Origin of the sequence: Aeromicrobium sp. (assembly GCF_032084975.1) — a bacterium.
Lineage (GTDB): Bacteria > Actinomycetota > Actinomycetes > Propionibacteriales > Nocardioidaceae > Aeromicrobium.
This window is the reverse complement of record NZ_DAMDLR010000056.1, coordinates 1-17,309: the sequence shown is the minus strand read 5'-3', so window position 1 is coordinate 17,309 and position 17,309 is coordinate 1. Positions and strand designations below refer to the sequence as shown.

Annotated in this window: 17 protein-coding genes; 13 read left to right on the top strand and 4 right to left on the bottom strand. The window is 71.2% G+C overall.

Annotation, left to right across the window (positions count from 1 at the left end):
- The 3 genes from RT323_RS12535 to RT323_RS12525 form a co-directional block, all read right to left on the bottom strand.
- On the bottom strand, positions 1–1,033 hold a 1,033-nt coding region (locus RT323_RS12535; RefSeq protein ID WP_313408937.1), incomplete at its 3' end, for a CapA family protein.
- A gap of 65 nt (positions 1,034–1,098) precedes the next feature.
- Positions 1,099–2,133 (bottom strand): alanine racemase, encoded by a 1,035-nt coding sequence (locus RT323_RS12530; protein ID WP_313408935.1) that lies wholly within the window; start codon positions 2,131–2,133, stop codon positions 1,099–1,101.
- 190 nt (positions 2,134–2,323) lie between these two features.
- The gene (locus tag RT323_RS12525; protein WP_313408933.1) at positions 2,324–3,436 is read right to left on the bottom strand and encodes a peptidoglycan bridge formation glycyltransferase FemA/FemB family protein; all 1,113 of its coding nucleotides are present in this window, start codon (positions 3,434–3,436) and stop codon (positions 2,324–2,326) included.
- Between the two features lie 104 nt (positions 3,437–3,540).
- Here RT323_RS12525 and RT323_RS12520 point away from each other — a divergent pair, with 104 nt between their 5' ends.
- Complete coding sequence (locus tag RT323_RS12520) at positions 3,541–4,431, top strand: siderophore-interacting protein (RefSeq protein ID WP_313408931.1); 891 nt, start codon at positions 3,541–3,543, stop codon at positions 4,429–4,431.
- A 31-nt stretch (positions 4,432–4,462) separates the two neighbouring features.
- Here the strand turns inward: RT323_RS12520 and RT323_RS12515 are convergent, their stop codons facing one another.
- The gene (locus tag RT323_RS12515) at positions 4,463–4,897 is read right to left on the bottom strand and encodes an HNH endonuclease (protein ID WP_313408929.1); all 435 of its coding nucleotides are present in this window, start codon (positions 4,895–4,897) and stop codon (positions 4,463–4,465) included.
- A 156-nt stretch (positions 4,898–5,053) separates the two neighbouring features.
- Between RT323_RS12515 and RT323_RS12510 the strand changes: the two genes are divergently transcribed.
- From RT323_RS12510 to RT323_RS12455, 12 genes are all read left to right on the top strand, one after another.
- Complete coding sequence (locus RT323_RS12510; protein ID WP_396172345.1) at positions 5,054–6,526, top strand: circularly permuted type 2 ATP-grasp protein; 1,473 nt, start codon at positions 5,054–5,056, stop codon at positions 6,524–6,526.
- On the top strand, positions 6,526–7,452 hold the full coding sequence (locus RT323_RS12505; RefSeq protein WP_313408923.1) for an alpha-E domain-containing protein: 927 nt from the start codon (positions 6,526–6,528) through the stop codon (positions 7,450–7,452). Before RT323_RS12510 ends, RT323_RS12505 begins: the two co-directional genes overlap by 1 nt.
- 76 nt (positions 7,453–7,528) lie before the next feature.
- Positions 7,529–8,371, top strand: coding sequence for a transglutaminase family protein (locus RT323_RS12500; RefSeq protein ID WP_313408922.1), 843 nt, complete (start codon positions 7,529–7,531; stop codon positions 8,369–8,371).
- 170 nt (positions 8,372–8,541) lie between these two features.
- On the top strand, positions 8,542–9,615 hold the full coding sequence (gene mgrA, locus RT323_RS12495; protein ID WP_313408920.1) for an L-glyceraldehyde 3-phosphate reductase: 1,074 nt from the start codon (positions 8,542–8,544) through the stop codon (positions 9,613–9,615).
- 52 nt (positions 9,616–9,667) lie between these two features.
- Complete coding sequence (locus RT323_RS12490; protein ID WP_313408918.1) at positions 9,668–10,411, top strand: ABC transporter ATP-binding protein; 744 nt, start codon at positions 9,668–9,670, stop codon at positions 10,409–10,411.
- Entirely contained in the window at positions 10,383–12,971 is a 2,589-nt protein-coding gene (locus tag RT323_RS12485; RefSeq protein ID WP_313408915.1) for an FtsX-like permease family protein, read from the top strand. The genes RT323_RS12490 and RT323_RS12485 overlap by 29 nt, the downstream gene beginning before the upstream one ends.
- A 119-nt stretch (positions 12,972–13,090) precedes the next feature.
- Entirely contained in the window at positions 13,091–13,384 is a 294-nt protein-coding gene (rpsF, locus tag RT323_RS12480; RefSeq protein ID WP_313408940.1) for a 30S ribosomal protein S6, read from the top strand.
- 75 nt (positions 13,385–13,459) lie between these two features.
- Entirely contained in the window at positions 13,460–14,041 is a 582-nt protein-coding gene (locus RT323_RS12475) for a single-stranded DNA-binding protein (protein WP_313408912.1), read from the top strand.
- Positions 14,042–14,077: 36 nt separating this feature from the next.
- Entirely contained in the window at positions 14,078–14,314 is a 237-nt protein-coding gene (rpsR, locus tag RT323_RS12470) for a 30S ribosomal protein S18 (RefSeq protein ID WP_067861076.1), read from the top strand.
- A 19-nt stretch (positions 14,315–14,333) separates the two neighbouring features.
- Entirely contained in the window at positions 14,334–14,780 is a 447-nt protein-coding gene (gene rplI, locus RT323_RS12465; RefSeq protein WP_313408893.1) for a 50S ribosomal protein L9, read from the top strand.
- Positions 14,777–16,465 (top strand): ABC transporter family substrate-binding protein, encoded by a 1,689-nt coding sequence (locus RT323_RS12460; protein WP_313408890.1) that lies wholly within the window; start codon positions 14,777–14,779, stop codon positions 16,463–16,465. Before rplI ends, RT323_RS12460 begins: the two co-directional genes overlap by 4 nt.
- The gene (locus tag RT323_RS12455; RefSeq protein WP_313408888.1) at positions 16,465–17,250 is read left to right on the top strand and encodes a siderophore-interacting protein; all 786 of its coding nucleotides are present in this window, start codon (positions 16,465–16,467) and stop codon (positions 17,248–17,250) included. Before RT323_RS12460 ends, RT323_RS12455 begins: the two co-directional genes overlap by 1 nt.
- Positions 17,251–17,309: the final 59 nt, after the last annotated feature.

Sequence of the window (17,309 nt, the reverse complement as noted above, 5' to 3'; positions counted from 1 at the left end):
CCTCGGCGGCGGGCGCACCGGCCAGGGCGCGGGGCGGACCGCCACGCTGCGGGGTGGAGCCGGGCACCCATTCCTCGTCGACCAGTCGGTCGCCCTCGAACCGCAGTCGCAGCACCCCCGTGTCGGCGTTGCGGCCGTGGTACCAGAGGAAGTTCCCGAGGCCGTAGTTCACGTAGGTGTCGCCGAGCAGTCCGCTGGCCAGCAGGGTGTGGGAGTGGGAGCCCACGACGACGTCGGCCCCCGCGTCGGCCAGCGCCCGGGCGAGCGACACCTGGTCAGCCGTGGCGCAGACGGCGCTGTCGGTGCCCCAGTGCAGGTAGACCACGACGAGGTCGGCTCCTGCGGCTGCGGCGCGCACCGCCCGCAGGAGCCGCTCCCGGCGAGTCGTGCGTGCCGCGGCGATGCCGACGGTGCGCGGCGTTGCCGCCCAGATCGCGTCACGGCTCTCCCGGACGGAGGCATCGGCGGCCAGGACGGCGACGGAGGTGCCGTTCACGGTGGTCTCGAACGGCCGGAACGCCTGTGCGGCGTCCCTGCCGACGCCCACGACCGCGACGGGACCTCGCCGACCGGCACGCAGTGCATCGCCCAGCCCCACGCGACCGAAGTCGGCGGCGTGGTTGTTCGCCATCGAGACGACGTCGACCCCGGACCGGGCCAGTACCCGCAGCGCTGCCGGAGCGGTGCGGAACCAGTACCGCGCCGACGGGGACTCGAGCTCCTTGCGAGCCGGCTGCCCGCGCGTGGTCAGCGCGGTCTCGAGGTTGACCATCGCGACGTCGGCCTCGCGCAGGGCCGGGGACAGGGCACCGAGCGTGCTGCCCGGCCGGCCGACGAGGCCAGCCAGTCGTCCTTCGAAGTGCACGTCACCGGCGAAGGCCAGTGTCACCTCGGGACCGCGCAGTGAGCGGGCCGGAGCCGAGTCGCCCGGTGTGGCCTCGGTGCCGTCCGAGGCGACCGACGCACCCCGCGCGGCCAAGCGGGCCGGGACGACCGCGACCAGCACGATGGCGGTCAGCGGCTCGCGGCGCATGGCGGCACCTCCTGCGCCAGCATGCCACCGGGCCCCGCTCCGAGCGGCCGGATGAACGGCGGTGCTCAGACCTCGGTGACGGCGTCGAACGCGGCGATCGTGTACCGGACCTGTGCCGCGAGCGTGTCGCCGACCGACGGCACCGCCGACCCCTCGGGCAGCAGGATCATGCTGGCCTGCATGTGCGGCGGCTCGACGAACCAGCGCTGGCGGCCGTCGACGGTGAAGGGCGAGAGCGACAGCCCGGCCGCCGCGAGGCCGCCCTTCGCGACCGCCTTGCCCCGTCCCGCGACGCCCGCGACCGCGCGGGGTGCCTCCAGCCCGATGCCGTGGCTGGTGCCACCCGCGACGACCAGCAGGTGGCCGGCCCGGGGGACGCGTCCCTGGCGGTAGCCCACGCGCTCGCCGCGCTGGACCGTGTGCACGTCGAGCACGGTCGAGCGGACCTGCAGCGTGTCGAGCCGGCCCAGCCACAGCGCCGTCCCCACGCGCGGTCGGATGGTCAGGTTGGGTCGCTCGGAGCGCAGCTGCTCGAGCTCGGCCAGCGTCAGGTGGGAGGCGAACACCGTGGTCGTCTCCAGCGCCGAGGCCTCGAGGACCGCACACCACGTGCGCGCCTCGGCCAGGTTGCCGCCGGCCATCGGCAGGTGGATCGCGAGGCCCTCGATGACCAGACCCGACGCGGCGATCCGGCGCGCCGCCTCGGCGAGGCTGTGCCGGTCCAGCCCGTGGCGCGCCATCGACGTGACCGCCTCCACGACGACCCGCGCTCCGGGCAGTCGCTGGGCGAGGGCGGTGACGTCCTTCACCCGGCTGACGGTGTGGATCAGGCGCGGATCGGCGACCCGCGGTGAGAAGGGGCGCCACGGCGTGAGCACCTGAACGTCGCCGGGGAAGGCGCCGAGCAGCTCGGCCGCCTCCTCGTACGTGCCCACGGCGATGAGGTCGGCGCCGAGCCGGAACGACTCCCCGGCGAGGCGCTGGCGACCCAGTCCGTATCCGTTGCCCTTGACGACCGGCACGAGGCCGGGGTGGGCGTCGCGCGTCGAGGTGAGGTGGGCCCGCCAGTCGGCGGCGCGGATGAACAGGTCGAACGCCATGGACCCATCATCTCGCACCCGTCCCCGCCACCGGTCGCCCCTGGCCGCCGTCCCGCCCGCTCCGCCCCCCACTTTTGGAACAGGATTACGCTCGGTCGGCGGTGTGAGACGGAATATCGCACCAAAAGTGGGGGGCGGGGGCTGACCAGCGGCCGGCCCCCAGGGCGCCCGGCGCGGGCGGGGAGGCGGCTCAGCCGCGGCGCTTCATGTACGCCGTGAAGGCGGCGTACAGCGGACGACTGATCGGCAGGTCCCACTCGCCGAGGTACTCGACGGCCTCGCCGCCGGTGCCGACCTTGAACTGCAGCAGCCCGACGTGCGAGTCGTCGGTGTCGAGGGTGTCGGTGATCCCGCGCATGTCGTAGACCTCGGCGCCGCCGGCGAGCGAGTCGCGGATCATCTGCCACTGGATCGCGTTCGAGCCGCGCACCTCGCGCTTGGCCGTGGTGGACGCGCCGTAGGAGTACCAGGCGTGCGTGCCGACCTGCACGAGCGTGGTCGCGGCGACCAGGTCGCCCTCGTGGCGGGCCAGGTACAGCCGCAGCCGCTGCGGGTCCTCGGCGGTCATGGCGTCCCACATGGTCTGGAAGTACGCGAGCGGGCGCGGCGTGAAATGGTCGCGCTCGGCGGTCTCGACGTACACGCGGTGGAACTCCACCAGGTCGTCGCGCGTGCCGAGTGTGACCTCGACGCCCTGCTTCGCCGCCTTGCGGATGTTGCGGCGCCACAGCTGGTTCATGCCGGCCAGGACGTCGTCCTCGGAGCGACCCGCCAGTGGGACCTGGAAGTTGTACTTCGGCTGGCCCGCCGAGAAGCCGCCCTCGGCGGCCTGCTCGCGCCACCCCAGCGACGTCAGCGTGTCCGCGAGCGCGATCGCCCGCTCGTCGCGGTGGTCCGCGGGCACGTCGCCCAGGCGGGTGAGCACGTCGTCGGCCAGCGCGGCCTTGAGGGTGGCGGCCTCCCAGCGGCGAAGGACGGCGGGCGGGCCGATGCGGATGCCGAAGGCTCCGTTCGCCTTGAGGTGGTCGCGCAGCGCGGACAGGGCCGCGGCGACGTCACCGCTCCAGTCGAGCACGGGACCCTCGGGCAGGTAGGCCAGGTAGCGCTTCACCTTGGGCACCTGGCGGTAGAGCACCAGCCCGGCGCCGACGAGCCGGTCGCCGTCGAACCAGCCGAGGGACTCACCTCGCCACTCGGCCTTCACCGCGGCCCACGCCGGGGTCTGCAGGAAGCTCGCCGTGCCCCGGGTGGCGACGAAGGCGAGGTGCTCCTCGGGGGAGATGGGACGTACGCGGATGGTCACGCCCTTGAGGCTATCCAACGAGTGTTGTTAGGCTGGCCTAACCGGCGTTGCTCCGGTGGGGCCCGACCGCCGACCGGTGGGGGCCGTCAATCGAAGGGGAACCCGTGAAGACCTTTGCCGCGACCGTCCTGGGTCGCCGAGTGCTCACGCCACATCTCGTCTCCATCACGCTGGGCGGGATCGCGGGGTGGAAGTCGACGGGGATCCCCGACGAGTACGTGCGGCTGCTGCTGCCGGCGCGGCCCGGCGCCCCGATCGCGCTGCCGACCATCAACGAGGACTTCTCGTACTCCTACCCTGAGGGCGCCGAGCCGCTCGTGCCGCGCGTCTACACGATCTCGGACCACCGGGTCGTCGAGGGCGACGTGCGCGTCGACGTCGACATCGCGCTGCACGAGCAGGGTGCGGGCTCGGACTGGGCGCGCACGTGCGAGCCCGGCGACCAGGTCGGCATCATCGAGCCGCACGGCCTCTACCGTCCCGCGGCCGACGCGCGTCACCAGCTGCTGGTGTGCGACATCACGGGTGTGCCCGCGCTCGCCAGGATCCTGCGTGAGCTCGATCCCGGTGTCGTCGTCGAGGCCCACATCGTCGTCGCCGACGCCGCGGACGAGGTGCCGTTGCCGTCGGCCGCCGACGTGCACGCCCACTGGGAGGTCGTCGAGGACGAGCACCTGATCCCCAACGCCCTCGAAAAGGCGGTGACGGGTCGCGACCTGCCCGCCGACTGGTCCGGGCACTACGTCTGGCTCGCGGGCGAGGCGCGTGCCAGCCGTGCCGTGCGCAAGCACCTGCGACGCGGACTCGGCTGGCCCCAGGCCGCGTTCTACACGTGCGGCTACTGGCAGATCGAGGCCGAGAAGTGGAACGCGCGCTACGAGGAGGTCGCCGAGATGATCCAGGCCAAGGCGATGGCGGCGTACGAGCGGGCCGGCCAGGACGAGGGCGCGTACCTCGACGAGCTCGACGAGATCTACGAGTCCGTCGGTCTCTGACGGCCACCCGTCTCGCGCGCCGGCGTAGGGATCAGGCCACGAACGAGGTCGGCCGCGCCGGCGTGATGAGCAGTTGCATCCCGGCCTCGACCGGGGTGCGGTTGCCCTTCTTGTGGTTGCACCGCAGGCAGGCGGCGACGGCGTTCTCCCAGGTGAGCGTGCCGCCGCGTGAGCGCGGGATGACGTGGTCGACGGTCTCGGCCGACCCGCCGCAGTAGGCGCAGGCCCGGTCACGGGCCTTGATCGCGCTCTTCGTGCACAGGTGGCTGCGGCGGTGCATCCAGCGCGTCACGACGTAGCGGACGAGGCGCAGCACCTTCGGCTTGGGGAACGGCCCGAACGACTCGTCGTGGGACTCCTCGATGACCGCGACCTCGCGCACCAGCATCTTGATGGCGTGGCGCAGGGACACGCGCTGCAGCGGTTCGTAGCTCGCGTTGAGCACCAAGACGTCACCAGCGGTCATGGGCGCGCCCCTCTCCGGTTCGAATCGTAACCGGCAGAGGGCGTTTCAGGCACTGTCGTTCGTCGAAACGTGCGCGAGACAATTCGCCCCTAGGGTGGACGCGTGACCCAGGCGCAGCTGTTCGAGGGATACGGACCAGTCGCGGGCTACGACGAGATGTACGGCGAGTCGGGCCTGCGGGATCTCTACTCCGCGGTGCACGCCGCGTTCGGCGAGATGGCCTCCGACGAGGTGCGCCAGCGCGCCGAGGGACTGGCCTCCTCCTACCTCGAGCAGGGCATCACCTTCGGTGTCGCCGGCGAGGAGCGACCCTTCCCGCTGGACATCGTGCCGCGCATCATCGAGGCCGACGCGTGGGACGAGGTCGAGGCCGGGGTGAAGCAGCGGGTCAAGGCGCTCGAGGCGTTCCTCGCCGATGCGTACGGCGCCGGCGAGCTCTTCCGCGACGGCGTGGTCCCACGCGAGACCGTCGTCACGTCCTCGCACTACCACCGCGTCGTCGCCGGCCTCGAGCCCGCGAACGGCGTGCGCATCCACGTCTCGGGCATCGACCTGATCCGCGACGGCAACGGCGACTTCCGGGTCCTCGAGGACAACGCGCGCGTCCCGTCCGGCGTCTCGTACGTCATGACCAACCGGCGCGCGATGTCCGGCGGACTGCCCGAGGTGTTCGCGAACCATCGCATCCGTCCCGTCGCGCGGTACTCGCGCCAGTTGCTGTCGGCGCTGCGCGCGGCGGCGCCGGCAGGCGTCAGCGATCCCACGGTCGTGGTGCTGACGCCCGGCGTCTACAACTCGGCGTACTTCGAGCACACCCTGCTGGCGCGCACGATGGGCGTCGAGCTGGTGGAGGGGCGCGACCTCGTCTGCCACGGCGGTCGCGTCATGATGCGCACGACCGACGGCCTCGCGCCGGTGCACGTGATCTACCGCCGGATCGACGACGACTTCCTCGATCCGCTGTCGTTCCGTCCCGACTCCGCGCTGGGCGTTCCCGGTCTCATCAACGCCGCTCGCGCGGGCAACGTGACGATCGCGAACGCCGTCGGCAACGGCGTGGCCGACGACAAGCTGCTCTACACCTACGTGCCCGACCTCATCCGCTACTACCTGGCGGAGGAGCCGATCCTGCACAACGTCGACACGTGGCGCTGCGGTGACGCCGACCAGCGCGAGGAGGTCCTCGACCGACTCCACGAGCTCGTGCTCAAGCCGGTCGACGGCTCCGGCGGCAAGGGCATCGTGATCGGCCCCGCCGCCACCAGCGAGGAGCTGGACGAGTTGCGCGGCAAGGTCATCGCGAACCCGCGCGACTGGATCGCCCAGCCCGTCATGTCGCTGTCCACCGTTCCCACGCTGGTCGAGGACGGGATCCGGCCCCGCCACGTCGACCTGCGTCCCTTCGCGGTCAACGACGGCGACGACGTGTGGGTGCTGCCCGGAGGCCTGACGCGCGTCGCCCTGCCCGAGGGCGAGCTGATCGTGAACTCCAGTCGTGGTGGCGGCTCCAAGGACACGTGGGTGCTGGCGCGGCCGACCGAGCCGATCGAGGAGCCCGACGACGACCTCGAGCCGCTCACCCAGGGCCAGACGATGGCGCCGATCGCCGCGCCGGTGAAGGAGGCGTGATGCTCAGCCGGATCGCCGAGTCGCTCTTCTGGATCGGCCGCTACCTCGAGCGGGCCGACGACACCGCCCGCCTGCTGGACGTGCAGATGCAGGTCCTGGTCGAGGACCCCGCCACCGACGAGGTCACCAGCTGCGCGCAACTGTTCGCCGTGATGGGCATCGAGGACTTCGGTGGCGTACCGAACCGCTGGTCGATGCTCGACCTGCTGGCCTACGACCTGAAGTCGCCCACGTCGATCGCCGCCGTCATCGGCTCGATGCGCGAGGCGGCGCGCAGTGCGCGCGAGGTGCTCTCCACCGACGTCTGGTCCGCCATCAACACGACGTGGCAGGGCGTTCCCGCGGCCACGTCGATGCGCCCGGTCGAGATGTTCAACTGGGTGCGCCGTCGGACCGCGATGATCTCGGGCACGGCCGACGATTCCATGCCGCGCGACCAGAGCTGGTACTTCTACACGCTGGGCCGCAGCATCGAGCGCACGGACATGACCGCGCGGCTGCTGTCGACCGCGGCCAGCGCGGGTGGCACGGGCATCGCCTGGCCGAACACGCTGCGGGCCTGCGGAGGCTACGAGAGCTTCCTGCGCACCTACCGCGGCATCGAGCGCGACAGCGCGGCGGCCGAGTACCTGCTGCTCGACCGGTGGTTCCCGCGGTCCCTGGTGTCCAGCCTGAGCGAGGCCGAGCGCGCCCTGTCGCGGCTCGACGTGGCGGGCCGCCGGGCCGGCTTCTCGGACGAGGCCCTGCGCCTGCTGGGACGTGCCCGCACCGAGATCGAGTACCGCCCCCTGGGCGAGATCATCGAGACGATGCCGCTCGAGATGGAGCGCATCCAGCGCGCGTGCGCCGCCGCGAGCGACGCCATCACGTCGCGGTACTTCGCCCAGGAGGACTGGCACTCCTGGAAGGGGAGGGTGTCGCTGTGAGTGAGCGTCAGCGAGTGAACGCGGGGTACGTCATGCCGGTGCCGCCGTATCGTCGCCGCTTCGCGGGGGTGCCGGCATGAGCATGCGCATGCGCGTCCGGCACGCGACGACGTACACCTACTCCGAGCCGACCTCGGCGTCGTACAGCGAGGCGCGGCTGACGCCCCAGACCACCGCCGAGCAGTACGTTCGCCGCTCGCGCCTCGAGATCACGCCCACGGCGTGGTCGCAGGAGTACCGCGACTACTGGGGCTCGACCGTCGTGGCCTTCGAGGTCACCGACCCGCACGAGGAGCTGACGGTCGTCGCCACCTCGACCGTCGACACCGCCGAGCGTCCCGCGGTCGGTGAGTCGATCGGCTGGGACGACCTCGACCCCTCCACGCTCGACCGGTACTGCGAGTTCGTCCACCAGCAGGACAAGGTCCGTCCCGCGCCCGAGCTGGTCGCCCGGCTCGACGAGCTGCGCGAGTCGTCGGCCACGCCGGCCGACTACGTCGCGGCCGTGTGCGAGCTGGTGCGCCAGAGCATCTCGCGGCTCGTCGCGGCCACCCACGCCAGCGCCACCGCCGAGCAGACGTGGACGGACGGCGCGGGCGTCACGCACGACATCGCCCACGTCGCGATCGGCGCGCTGCGCCATGCCCGGATCCCCGCGCGCTTCGTCGCGGGCTACGTCCATCCGGACGCCGAGCCCGAGCTCGACGCCATCGTCACCGTCGAGCCGCACGCGTGGCTCGAGTGGTGGGACGGCCGCTGGGTGGGCTGGGACGTCACGGGCGCCGAGGTGCCCGGCGAGCGGCACATCATCGTCTCGCGCGGCCGCGACTTCGACGACGTCCCGAACCTGCGCGGCATCTACGCGACCGACGGCGATGTCAGCACCACCGTCGAGGTCGACATCACCCGCGTCATCTGACCGGCGGCGGCCTCTGGGCGCCCGGCACCGACCAGCACTTTTGGTGCGGGATTGCGGCCGGATGGGCGAGCGAGGCGTAACAGCGCACCAAAAGTGGAGGTCAGCCAGCGGTCGGCACCCGAGGCCGCGCAGCGGGCGGAGGTCGGGGGTCGCGCCTTACGGTGGATCCCATGAGCACCGACTGGACCAGGAAGCGCGTCGCCGAGACCCATCGTCCGTGGCAGGCGGACGCCGACCGGTACCAGGACCTCGAGTACCGCCGCGTCGGCCGGTCCGGACTGCTGCTGCCCCCGATCAGCCTGGGCCTGTGGTGGAACTTCGGCGACAACCGCACGTTCGACACCCAGCGCGAGGTGCTGCGTCACGCGTTCGACCTCGGCATCACGCACTTCGACCTGGCGAACAACTACGGACCCCCGCCCGGCTCGGCCGAGGAGAACTTCGGTCGCATGATGCGCGGCGACTTCAGGCCGTACCGCGACGAGCTGATCATCTCGACGAAGGCCGGCTGGGACATGTGGCCCGGGCCCTACGGATTCCTGGGGTCGCGCAAGTACCTGCTCTCCAGCCTCGATGCCTCCCTGCAGCGCATGGGGCTCGACCACGTCGACATCTTCTACTCGCACCGCGCCGACCCGGACACGCCCGTCGAGGAGACGGTCGGCGCGCTCGACACCGCGGTTCGCCAGGGCAAGGCGCTGTACGTCGGCATCTCGTCCTACTCGGCCGAGCGCACCCGGCGTGCCGCCGAGGTCGCCGTCGACCTGGGCACACCGCTCGTGATCCACCAGCCCGCCTACTCCATGGTCAACCGGTGGGTCGAGGACGAGCTGCTCGACACCCTCGAGGACACGGGCATGGGCTCGATCGCGTTCACGCCGCTGGCCCAGGGCCTGCTGACCGACCGCTACCTCGGCGACGAGCCGGTCGAGCGGGCGGGCGGACGCAGCTCGTTCGACGACTCGGTCGTGGAGGCCAACCGCGACCGGCTGCGCGGCCTCGCCGACGTCGCCCGCGAACGAGGCCAGACCCTGGCCCAGCTCGCGATCGCGTGGGTGCTGCGACCCGGGGCGGCGACGTCCGCGCTCATCGGCGCCTCCAGCACGAAGCAGCTGGACGAGAACGTCGCAGCCGCCGTGAACACGGACTTCACCGCCGAGGAGCTGGACCGGATCGACGAGCTCGTGGGCCACGACGCTGATGCACGAGTCGACTTGTGGGGCGGGTCTGCCGAGATCGTGTAACTCTCAGTGACATCTTGGCTGCGAGCGGGGATCGTTCCCCTAGGCTCGACCCATGGACAAACCCGTCGCGGCCCACGCGTACGACCTCGCCAAGACCTACGGCAAGGGCGACGCCCAGGTGAAGGCACTCGACGGCGTCTCCATCGAGATCTACCAGGGGGAGTTCACCGCGGTCATGGGGCCGTCCGGCTCGGGCAAGTCCACGCTCATGCACTGCATGGCGGCGCTCGACAAGCCCGACGGCGGCCGCGTCACGATCGGTGACACCGCTCTGGCCAAGCTCGACGACAAGGCGCTCACGGTCATGCGCCGCGAGAAGATCGGGTTCGTCTTCCAGGCGTTCAACCTGGTGCCGACGCTGACGGCCGAGGAGAACATCCTGTTGCCGCTCACGATCGCGGGCCGCAAGCCCGACCCCAGGTGGTACGCCACCGTCATCGAGGCCGTCGGTCTGGCCGACCGCCTCAAGCACCGCCCCAACGAGATGTCCGGCGGCCAGCAGCAGCGTGTCGCGTGTGCCCGCGCCCTGGTCAGCCGGCCCTCGATCGTGTTCGCCGATGAGCCGACCGGCAACCTGGACTCCACCTCGGGCGCCGAGGTGCTGTCGTTCCTGCGCCGCAGCGTGGACGAGTTCGGGCAGACGATCGTCATGGTCACCCACGACCCGACGGCCGCCAGCTACACCGATCGCGTCGTCTACCTGGCCGACGGCCGCGTCGTGTCCGAGCTGCGCCACCCCACGGCCGAGAAGGTGCTCGAGCGCATGAGTGTCGTCCAGCGCCGGATGGGCGCGTGACGTGCGGAAGGTCACCTGGCGCAACCTGGTGGCGCGCAAGCTGCGCCTCCTGCTGAGCGCCTTCGCGATCGTCCTGGGCATCGCGTTCCTGTCGGGGTCCCTCGTCTTCACCGACACGATCGGGCGCAGCTTCGACGAGATCGCCAACGGCGTCGTCACCGACGTCGCGGTCCGTCCCGTCACGTCCGATGACGACGCGCTCGCCGTCGGCGTGAACCGCGACGCCCGCTCGGTGCCGTCCTCGCTGGTGGCCGAGGTCGCGGCCCTGCCCCAGGTCGAGCGGGCCGAGGGCACGGTGAACGGCACCGGCCTGTTCGTGATCAGGCGCGACAACAAGCTGCTCGGCGGGACGGGCGCGCCCACGATCGCCCTCAACGCGGGACAGGGCGACCCCGTCCCCAACGCCGCCGGCAAGCAGATGCTCGAGTGGACCAGCGGGCGGATGCCGGCCGCCGACGGAGAGATCGCACTCGACTCCCGCTCGGCCCAGGTCGCCGGCTACGGCGTCGGCGACACGATGAAGCTGGCGATGCCAGCGGACCCGCCGATCCTCGAGGTCGAGCTGGTCGGCATCTTCGACTTCGCGTCCGGTGGGCTCGCCGGAGCGACGATCGTGATGTTCGACGATCTCAGCGCACAGAAGTACTTCCTCGGCGGCAAGGACGCCTACAGCCTCATCCAGATGGAGGCCGCGCCCGGCGTCACCCAGCAGGAGCTGGCCGACGCGGTCGAGCCGCTGATCCCCGAGGGCACCGAGGCGGTCACGGGTGACGCGGTCGCGCAGGAGTCCAAGGACCTGTTCGACCAGCTGCTCGGCTTCCTCAACACCTTCCTGCTCGTGTTCGCCGCGATCGCCCTGGTGGTCGGCACCTTCCTGATCGTCAACACCTTCTCGATCCTGGTCGCCCAGCGCAGTCGCGAGCTGGCCCTGCTGCGAGCGCTCGGCGCCTCGCGTGGCCAGGTCAGCCGCTCGGTGCTGACCGAGGCGTTCGTGATCGGGGTGATCGGCTCGACCCTGGGCCTGGCGATGGGGTTCGGCCTGGCCATGCTGCTCAAGGTCCTGTTCAGCAACTTCGGGCTCGACCTGTCCGGGACCGCACTGGTGTTCCGGACCCGCACGGTCGTCGCGGCCTACGCGGTGGGTGTCCTCGTCACGATGCTCGCGGCCTGGATTCCCGCCCGTCGTGCCGCCAAGGTCCCGCCCGTCGCGGCGATGCGCGACGAGGTCGCGATGCCCGAGTCGTCATTGAAGTGGCGACTGCTGATCTCGCTGCTGTTCGGGCTGGCCGGAGCCGCCGGGATGGCAGCCGGCTCGTGGCTCGACGTGCCGCGCCCCATCGTGTGGGTCGGCCTGGGCATCTTCGGCGTGCTGATGGCGGTGGCGCTCGGCAGCCCCGTCATCGCGATCCCGGTGCTCGCGGTCTTCGGCGCGGTGTACCGCGTCATCTTCGGTGCGGTGGGCCGCCTCGCGGCCCAGAACGCGCGCCGCAACCCGCGCCGCACGGCCGCCACCGCCTCGGCGCTGATGATCGGCCTGGCGCTGGTGACGACGATGTCGATCCTGGGCGCCTCCATCAACAAGTCCATCGACGCGGGCGTCGAGCGCGAGTTCTCGGCCGACTTCATCGTCCAGAACGTCAGCGGCCAGCCGTTCTCGGCGAAGATCGCCGCGGGCGTGGCCGAGGTGCCCGGCGTGGCCGAGGTCGCCGCGTCGCAGCTGGTCGTCTTCAAGGCCGACGGCCGCCAGGTGTTCGCCTCCGCCATCCAGGCCGAGCAGTTCGGCGAGGTGTTCGACCTGGCGTACGTCGACGGCGAGGCCCCGCTGGCCGACGCGACGATCGCCCTGAGCGAGACCCTCGGCGAGCGCCTCGGCCTCACGACCGGCGACACCGTGCAGCTGGGCTTCAACTCCGGTGAGTCGACCAGCACGGTCACCGGCATCTACGCCGACAGCAACATCGTCGGCCAGGCGGTCGTCCCGCTCTCGACGGTGGTCGCCGCCGGCATTCCGCGCGCCGACACGTCCCTGGCCGTCAACGTCGAGCCGGGCGCAGGAACGCGCACCGTGCGTCGCAACCTGGAGCGGGCCGTCGGCGACAACCCGGCGATCGTCGTGCAGGACAAGCAGGAGTACACCGAGGCGCAGCGCGCGCAGGTCAACACGCTGCTCTACCTGATCTACGCCCTGCTGGGCCTGGCGATCGTGATCGCGGTGCTGGGCATCGTCAACACCCTCGCGCTCAGCGTCATCGAGCGCACCCGCGAGATCGGTCTGCTGCGCGCGGTCGGCGTCACCCGGCCGCAGCTGCGGCGCATGGTGCGACTCGAGTCCGTGGTCATCGCGATCCTCGGAGCCGTGCTGGGCATCGGGGCCGGGCTGCTCTTCGGGGTGACGCTGCAGCGAGCGTTCGCGGACGACGGGATCACGGACCTGGCCATCCCCGTGGGCTCGCTCGGAGTCTTCATGGTCGTCTCGGCGCTGGTAGGGATCCTGGCGGCCGTGCTGCCGGCGCGCCGGGCCGCGAAGCTCGACGTGCTCGAGGCCATCGGCGGCGCCTGACGCCGGGATTTCCCCGGCGCCGCGGCCCGCTGCTAGACTCGTGAGGTTGCCGTTCGAGGCAACACCTCCTGTGACGGAAAGCCCGTCACCGCCCAGTCCAAAGGAGACTCGCAGTGTCACTGCGCAAGTACGAAGTCATGGTCATCCTCGATGCGGACGTCGATGAGCGTTCCGTCGAGAAGAGCCTGACGACCTACCTCAACAACACGGTTGTCGCCGACGGCGGTTCCGTCGACGCGATCGACGTCTGGGGCAAGCGTCGTCTTGCCTACGAGATCAACAAGAAGTCCGAGGGCATCTACGCCGTCATCGGTCTGTCCGCCGGGCCCGACTCGGTCAAGGAGCTGGACCGTCAGCTCTCGCTGAACGAGTCCGTCGTCCGTACGAAGGTCACGCGTCCCGACGCGAAGTGATTCTGTGGACGGTGAGAAACCGTCCCACGAATCCGACAGACTCGTCGCGAGAGCACCTCGAGAGAAGGCTGATCCATGGCAGGCGAAACCACCATCACCCTCGTCGGCAACCTGACCCGCGATCCCGAATTGCGGTTCACGCCGTCGGGCGCGGCAGTTGCCGACTTCACCGTCGCGTCGACGTCGCGTACGTTCGACCGTCAGACCAATGAGTGGAAGGACGGCGACACGCTGTTCATCCGCTGCTCGGCCTGGCGCCAGCTGGCCGAGAACGTCGCCGGCTCGCTCACCAAGGGCACCCGCGTCATCGTGACCGGCCCGCTCAAGGTCCGCGAGTACGAGCGCCAGGACGGCGGCCGCGGCACGAGCGTCGAGATGACGGTCGACGAGGTCGGCCCGTCGCTGCGCAACGCGACCGCCCAGGTCACCCGCACCTCCGGTGGCGGTGGCGGCCAGGGTGGCGGTTTCGGCGGCAACTCCGGAGGCTTCGGTGGCGGCAACGCCGGCGGTGGCTTCGGTGGCGGCCAGCAGCCTGCTCAGAGCAACGACGCCAGCGCGTGGGCCCAGCCCGCACAGCCGCAGGCACCGGCCGGGGGCAACGACCCCTGGGGCGGTGGCGGCAACGCCGGCGGCTCGACCGACGAGCCCCCCTTCTGATCCATCACACGTAGCAAGACATTTTCCAGGAGCATCATGGCCAAGCCCGTTGTCCGGAAGCCGAAGAAGAAGAGCAACCCGCTCGCGGCTGCCGGCGTCACCACCATCGACTACAAGGACACCGCACTGCTGCGGAAGTTCATCTCCGACCGCGGCAAGATCCGCGCCCGTCGCGTCACCGGCGTCTCCGTCCAGGAGCAGCGCCAGATCGCCAAGGCGATCAAGAACGCGCGCGAGATGGCGCTGCTGCCCTACACGTCCAGCGGTCGCTGAGTCAGGAGCTAGAGAACAGATGAAGCTCATCCTCACGCACGAGGTCTCGAACCTCGGCCAGCCCGGCGACATCGTCGACGTCAAGGACGGCTACGGCCGTAACTTCCTGCTGCCCCGCAACTTCGCCATCCGTTGGACGAAGGGCGCGGCCAAGCAGGTCGAGTCGATCAAGGCCGCGCGTGACGCGCGCGCCGTGCACGACCTCGAGACCGCTCGCTCGATCAAGGGCAACCTCGAGTCCGGCGCGATCAGCGTCCCGGCCCAGGCCGGTCAGGGCGGTCGCCTGTTCGGCGCCGTCACCGTCACGGACATCGCCGACGCCCTCGCGGGTGCCGGCGCGAACGTCGACAAGCGTCGTATCGAGGTCGGCAACCCGATCAAGAGCCTCGGCGCGCACACGGTCTCCGTCCGCGTGCACCCCGAGGTCGTCGCGACGGTCAAGCTGAACGTCGTCGCCGCCAAGTGATTCACCACACGCCGGGTCCCGCTTCGCGCGGGGCCCGGCGCTGTGCTGTCGCGGCACTGTCCGGCCTGCTGCTGGCCGGCTGCTTCGGCGGCGGAGGTGACCAGAAGGCCGACGACACCGGCGCGACGAAGGCTCCCGAGTCGCTGCCGATGGCCGACCTCCATCCAGCCGAGGAGGCCGAGGTCGCCGAGGGTGGCACGCTGCGCGTCGGCGTCTCGTCGTTCCCCGCGACCTTCAATCCCGTCCACTCCGACGGCGTCGCCAGCACTGCGCCGCAGATCCTCGAGCCCACGCTCGGCAACGCCGTCCGCTTCGAGCAGGACGGCTCCTGGAGCCTCGACCGCGACTACGCGTCGAGCATCGAGGTCGTGGAGCGAGATCCCTTCACCGTCCGGGTCGAGATGAACCCGAAGGCCGTCTGGCAGGGCGGCACCTCCATCACCTCGGCCGACATGGTCTCGTACGTCGACGCCATGCAGGACGACGAGTTCGCCGCCGCGGGGGCTCCGGCCCTCGACGACGTCGAGCGCGTCGACGCCGACGGCAAGTTCGCCTACGAGGTCGTGTTCGAGGAGCCGAACGCCGACTGGCCCGCCGCCGTCTACCCGGTGCTGCCGAAGGCGTACACGAAGTCCGCCGACACGTTCAATCGCGCGATGACGGCCAAGGCTCCGTCCGCCAACGGTCCGTACCTCGTCTCGGGCATCGAGCGCCGGACGGGCACCATCACCCTCGAGCGCAATCCGCGTTGGTGGGGTCGCCAGCCCAAGCTCGACTCGATCGTGTGGCGGATCGGCGAGGCCGACGTCCTCGCGGCCGCCCACCGCGCCGGCGAGCTCGAGGCCGCACCTGTCACGCCCGACAACCGCTCGGCCCTCACCGACGCCGAGCTGCGCGCCTCGCTCGGCTCGGAGTGGACCCACCTGACGATCAACGGCGGCACGGGTCCGCTGGCCGACGCCGAGGTGCGCCGCGCCGTCACGCTGGCGGTCGACATCGAGCAGGTCGTGGCAGCCACCTCCAAGCGCTACGGCACCACCGCGGTCCCGATGGACTCCGTCGTGCTGATGCCGGGCCAGGTCGGTCACCGCGACTTCGCGCGCGAGCGTGACCTGGCGCAGGCGCAGAAGCTGCTCGCGAAGGCCGGCTGGCGCCGTGACGGCGACGGCCCGCTGCGCCGCAAGGGCCGCCAGCTCGAGCTCACGCTCCCGGTGCCGGCGACGATGCCGGGCGCGATCATTCGCGCGGAGTCGATCGCCGAGGACCTCTCCGAGGTCGGCATCACGGTCACGGTCCGCGAGGTGCCCGGCCCGACGTTCTTCGAGAAGGTCGTCATCCCGCTCGACTTCGACCTCACCACCTTCGCGTGGCAGGTCCAGCCGTACGGCCTGGGCGACGCCAAGCGTCTGTTCACCCCGATCGACAGCCCACTGAACTTCACGGGCAAGGCGTCCAAGGCCATCACCGACGCGTTCGATGCCGCCATCGCCGAGACGGACGAGGCCAAGCGTGCCGGCCGGGTGACCGAGATCGACGAGATCGCCCGCTCGCAGGCCTCGATCATGCCGCTCGCGGTCATCCCGACGGTGATGGCCGTCGACCCGCTCGTGGTGAACTTCGGTCCCGCCGCGCTGGCCGACCTGGACTGGACGGTCGTCGGCTTCGCCGAGGGGAAGAAGGGCTGATGGCGCGCACCCGCCGTGAGGCGATCGCCTGGCCCACCATCCTGCGCGAGCTGAGAGTCGTGCGGGTCGGCGACGTCACCGAGACGACGCGCCGCGTGACCCTCGCCGGCGAGCAGCTGGGCGAGTTCCCGGTCGCGGGTGGGACGGCCGCGGCCTTCCGGTCCGACGGGTTCGACGACCACGTGAAGCTCCTCGTGCCTCTCGAGGGCACCGACCGGCCGCCGCTGCCGGTCCAGGGTCCCGATCGTCTGGAATGGGGCGGCGCGGGTGGGCGTCCGGTCGCCAAGGACTACACGCCGCGCCGGTTCGATCCGGTGACGGGCGAGATCGACCTCGACTTCGTGTTGCACGAGGGGGGCTTCGCGGCGGGCTGGGCGCGTCGCACCCGGCCCGGCGACCCCGCGTGGATCGTCGGGCCCACACGGTCGCTGCTGGTGCCCACCGGGATCGACCGGCTCCTGTTGGCCGGCGACGAGACGGCGCTGCCCGCGATCGCCCGCCTGCTCGACGAGTGGCCCGGCGGTGTCGCTGCCGACGTCGTCATCGAGGTCGCCACTCCCGCCGGCATCCAGGACCTGCCCGCGCTCGACGGGGTCGAGGTCCGTTGGGTCCACGGCGCGGACGCGTGGGTCGACACGATCCGCGACCTGCCCTGGCCCGACGGCTCGACCTTCTGCTGGGTCGCCGGCGAGGCCCGCGCCGTGCGCGACGTGCGGCGCTTCCTCGCCGACGAGCGAGCCGTCCCCCGGGACTGCCTGGACGCCACCGGCTACTGGCGGCGGTGACGGGTTCCCCGGTTAACCGGGGAACCCGTCACTTCACGAGGGTTGCGATCCTCGAGAAG

Excerpts from the sequence above, each read along its gene's own strand:
- RT323_RS12475 (WP_313408912.1), top strand. The coding sequence starts at position 13,460 with ATGGCAGGCGAAACCACCATCACCCTCGTCGGCAACCTGACCCGCGAT.
- rpsR (WP_067861076.1), top strand. The coding sequence starts at position 14,078 with ATGGCCAAGCCCGTTGTCCGGAAGCCGAAGAAGAAGAGCAACCCGCTC.
- RT323_RS12510 (WP_396172345.1), top strand. The coding sequence starts at position 5,054 with ATGTACGGCGAGTCGGGCCTGCGGGATCTCTACTCCGCGGTGCACGCC.
- mgrA (WP_313408920.1), top strand. The coding sequence starts at position 8,542 with ATGAGCACCGACTGGACCAGGAAGCGCGTCGCCGAGACCCATCGTCCG.
- RT323_RS12515 (WP_313408929.1), bottom strand. The coding sequence starts at position 4,897 with ATGACCGCTGGTGACGTCTTGGTGCTCAACGCGAGCTACGAACCGCTG.
- rplI (WP_313408893.1), top strand. The coding sequence starts at position 14,334 with ATGAAGCTCATCCTCACGCACGAGGTCTCGAACCTCGGCCAGCCCGGC.
- RT323_RS12530 (WP_313408935.1), bottom strand. The coding sequence starts at position 2,133 with ATGGCGTTCGACCTGTTCATCCGCGCCGCCGACTGGCGGGCCCACCTC.
- RT323_RS12500 (WP_313408922.1), top strand. The coding sequence starts at position 7,529 with ATGAGCATGCGCATGCGCGTCCGGCACGCGACGACGTACACCTACTCC.
- RT323_RS12505 (WP_313408923.1), top strand. The coding sequence starts at position 6,526 with ATGCTCAGCCGGATCGCCGAGTCGCTCTTCTGGATCGGCCGCTACCTC.
- RT323_RS12490 (WP_313408918.1), top strand. The coding sequence starts at position 9,668 with ATGGACAAACCCGTCGCGGCCCACGCGTACGACCTCGCCAAGACCTAC.
- RT323_RS12455 (WP_313408888.1), top strand. The coding sequence starts at position 16,465 with ATGGCGCGCACCCGCCGTGAGGCGATCGCCTGGCCCACCATCCTGCGC.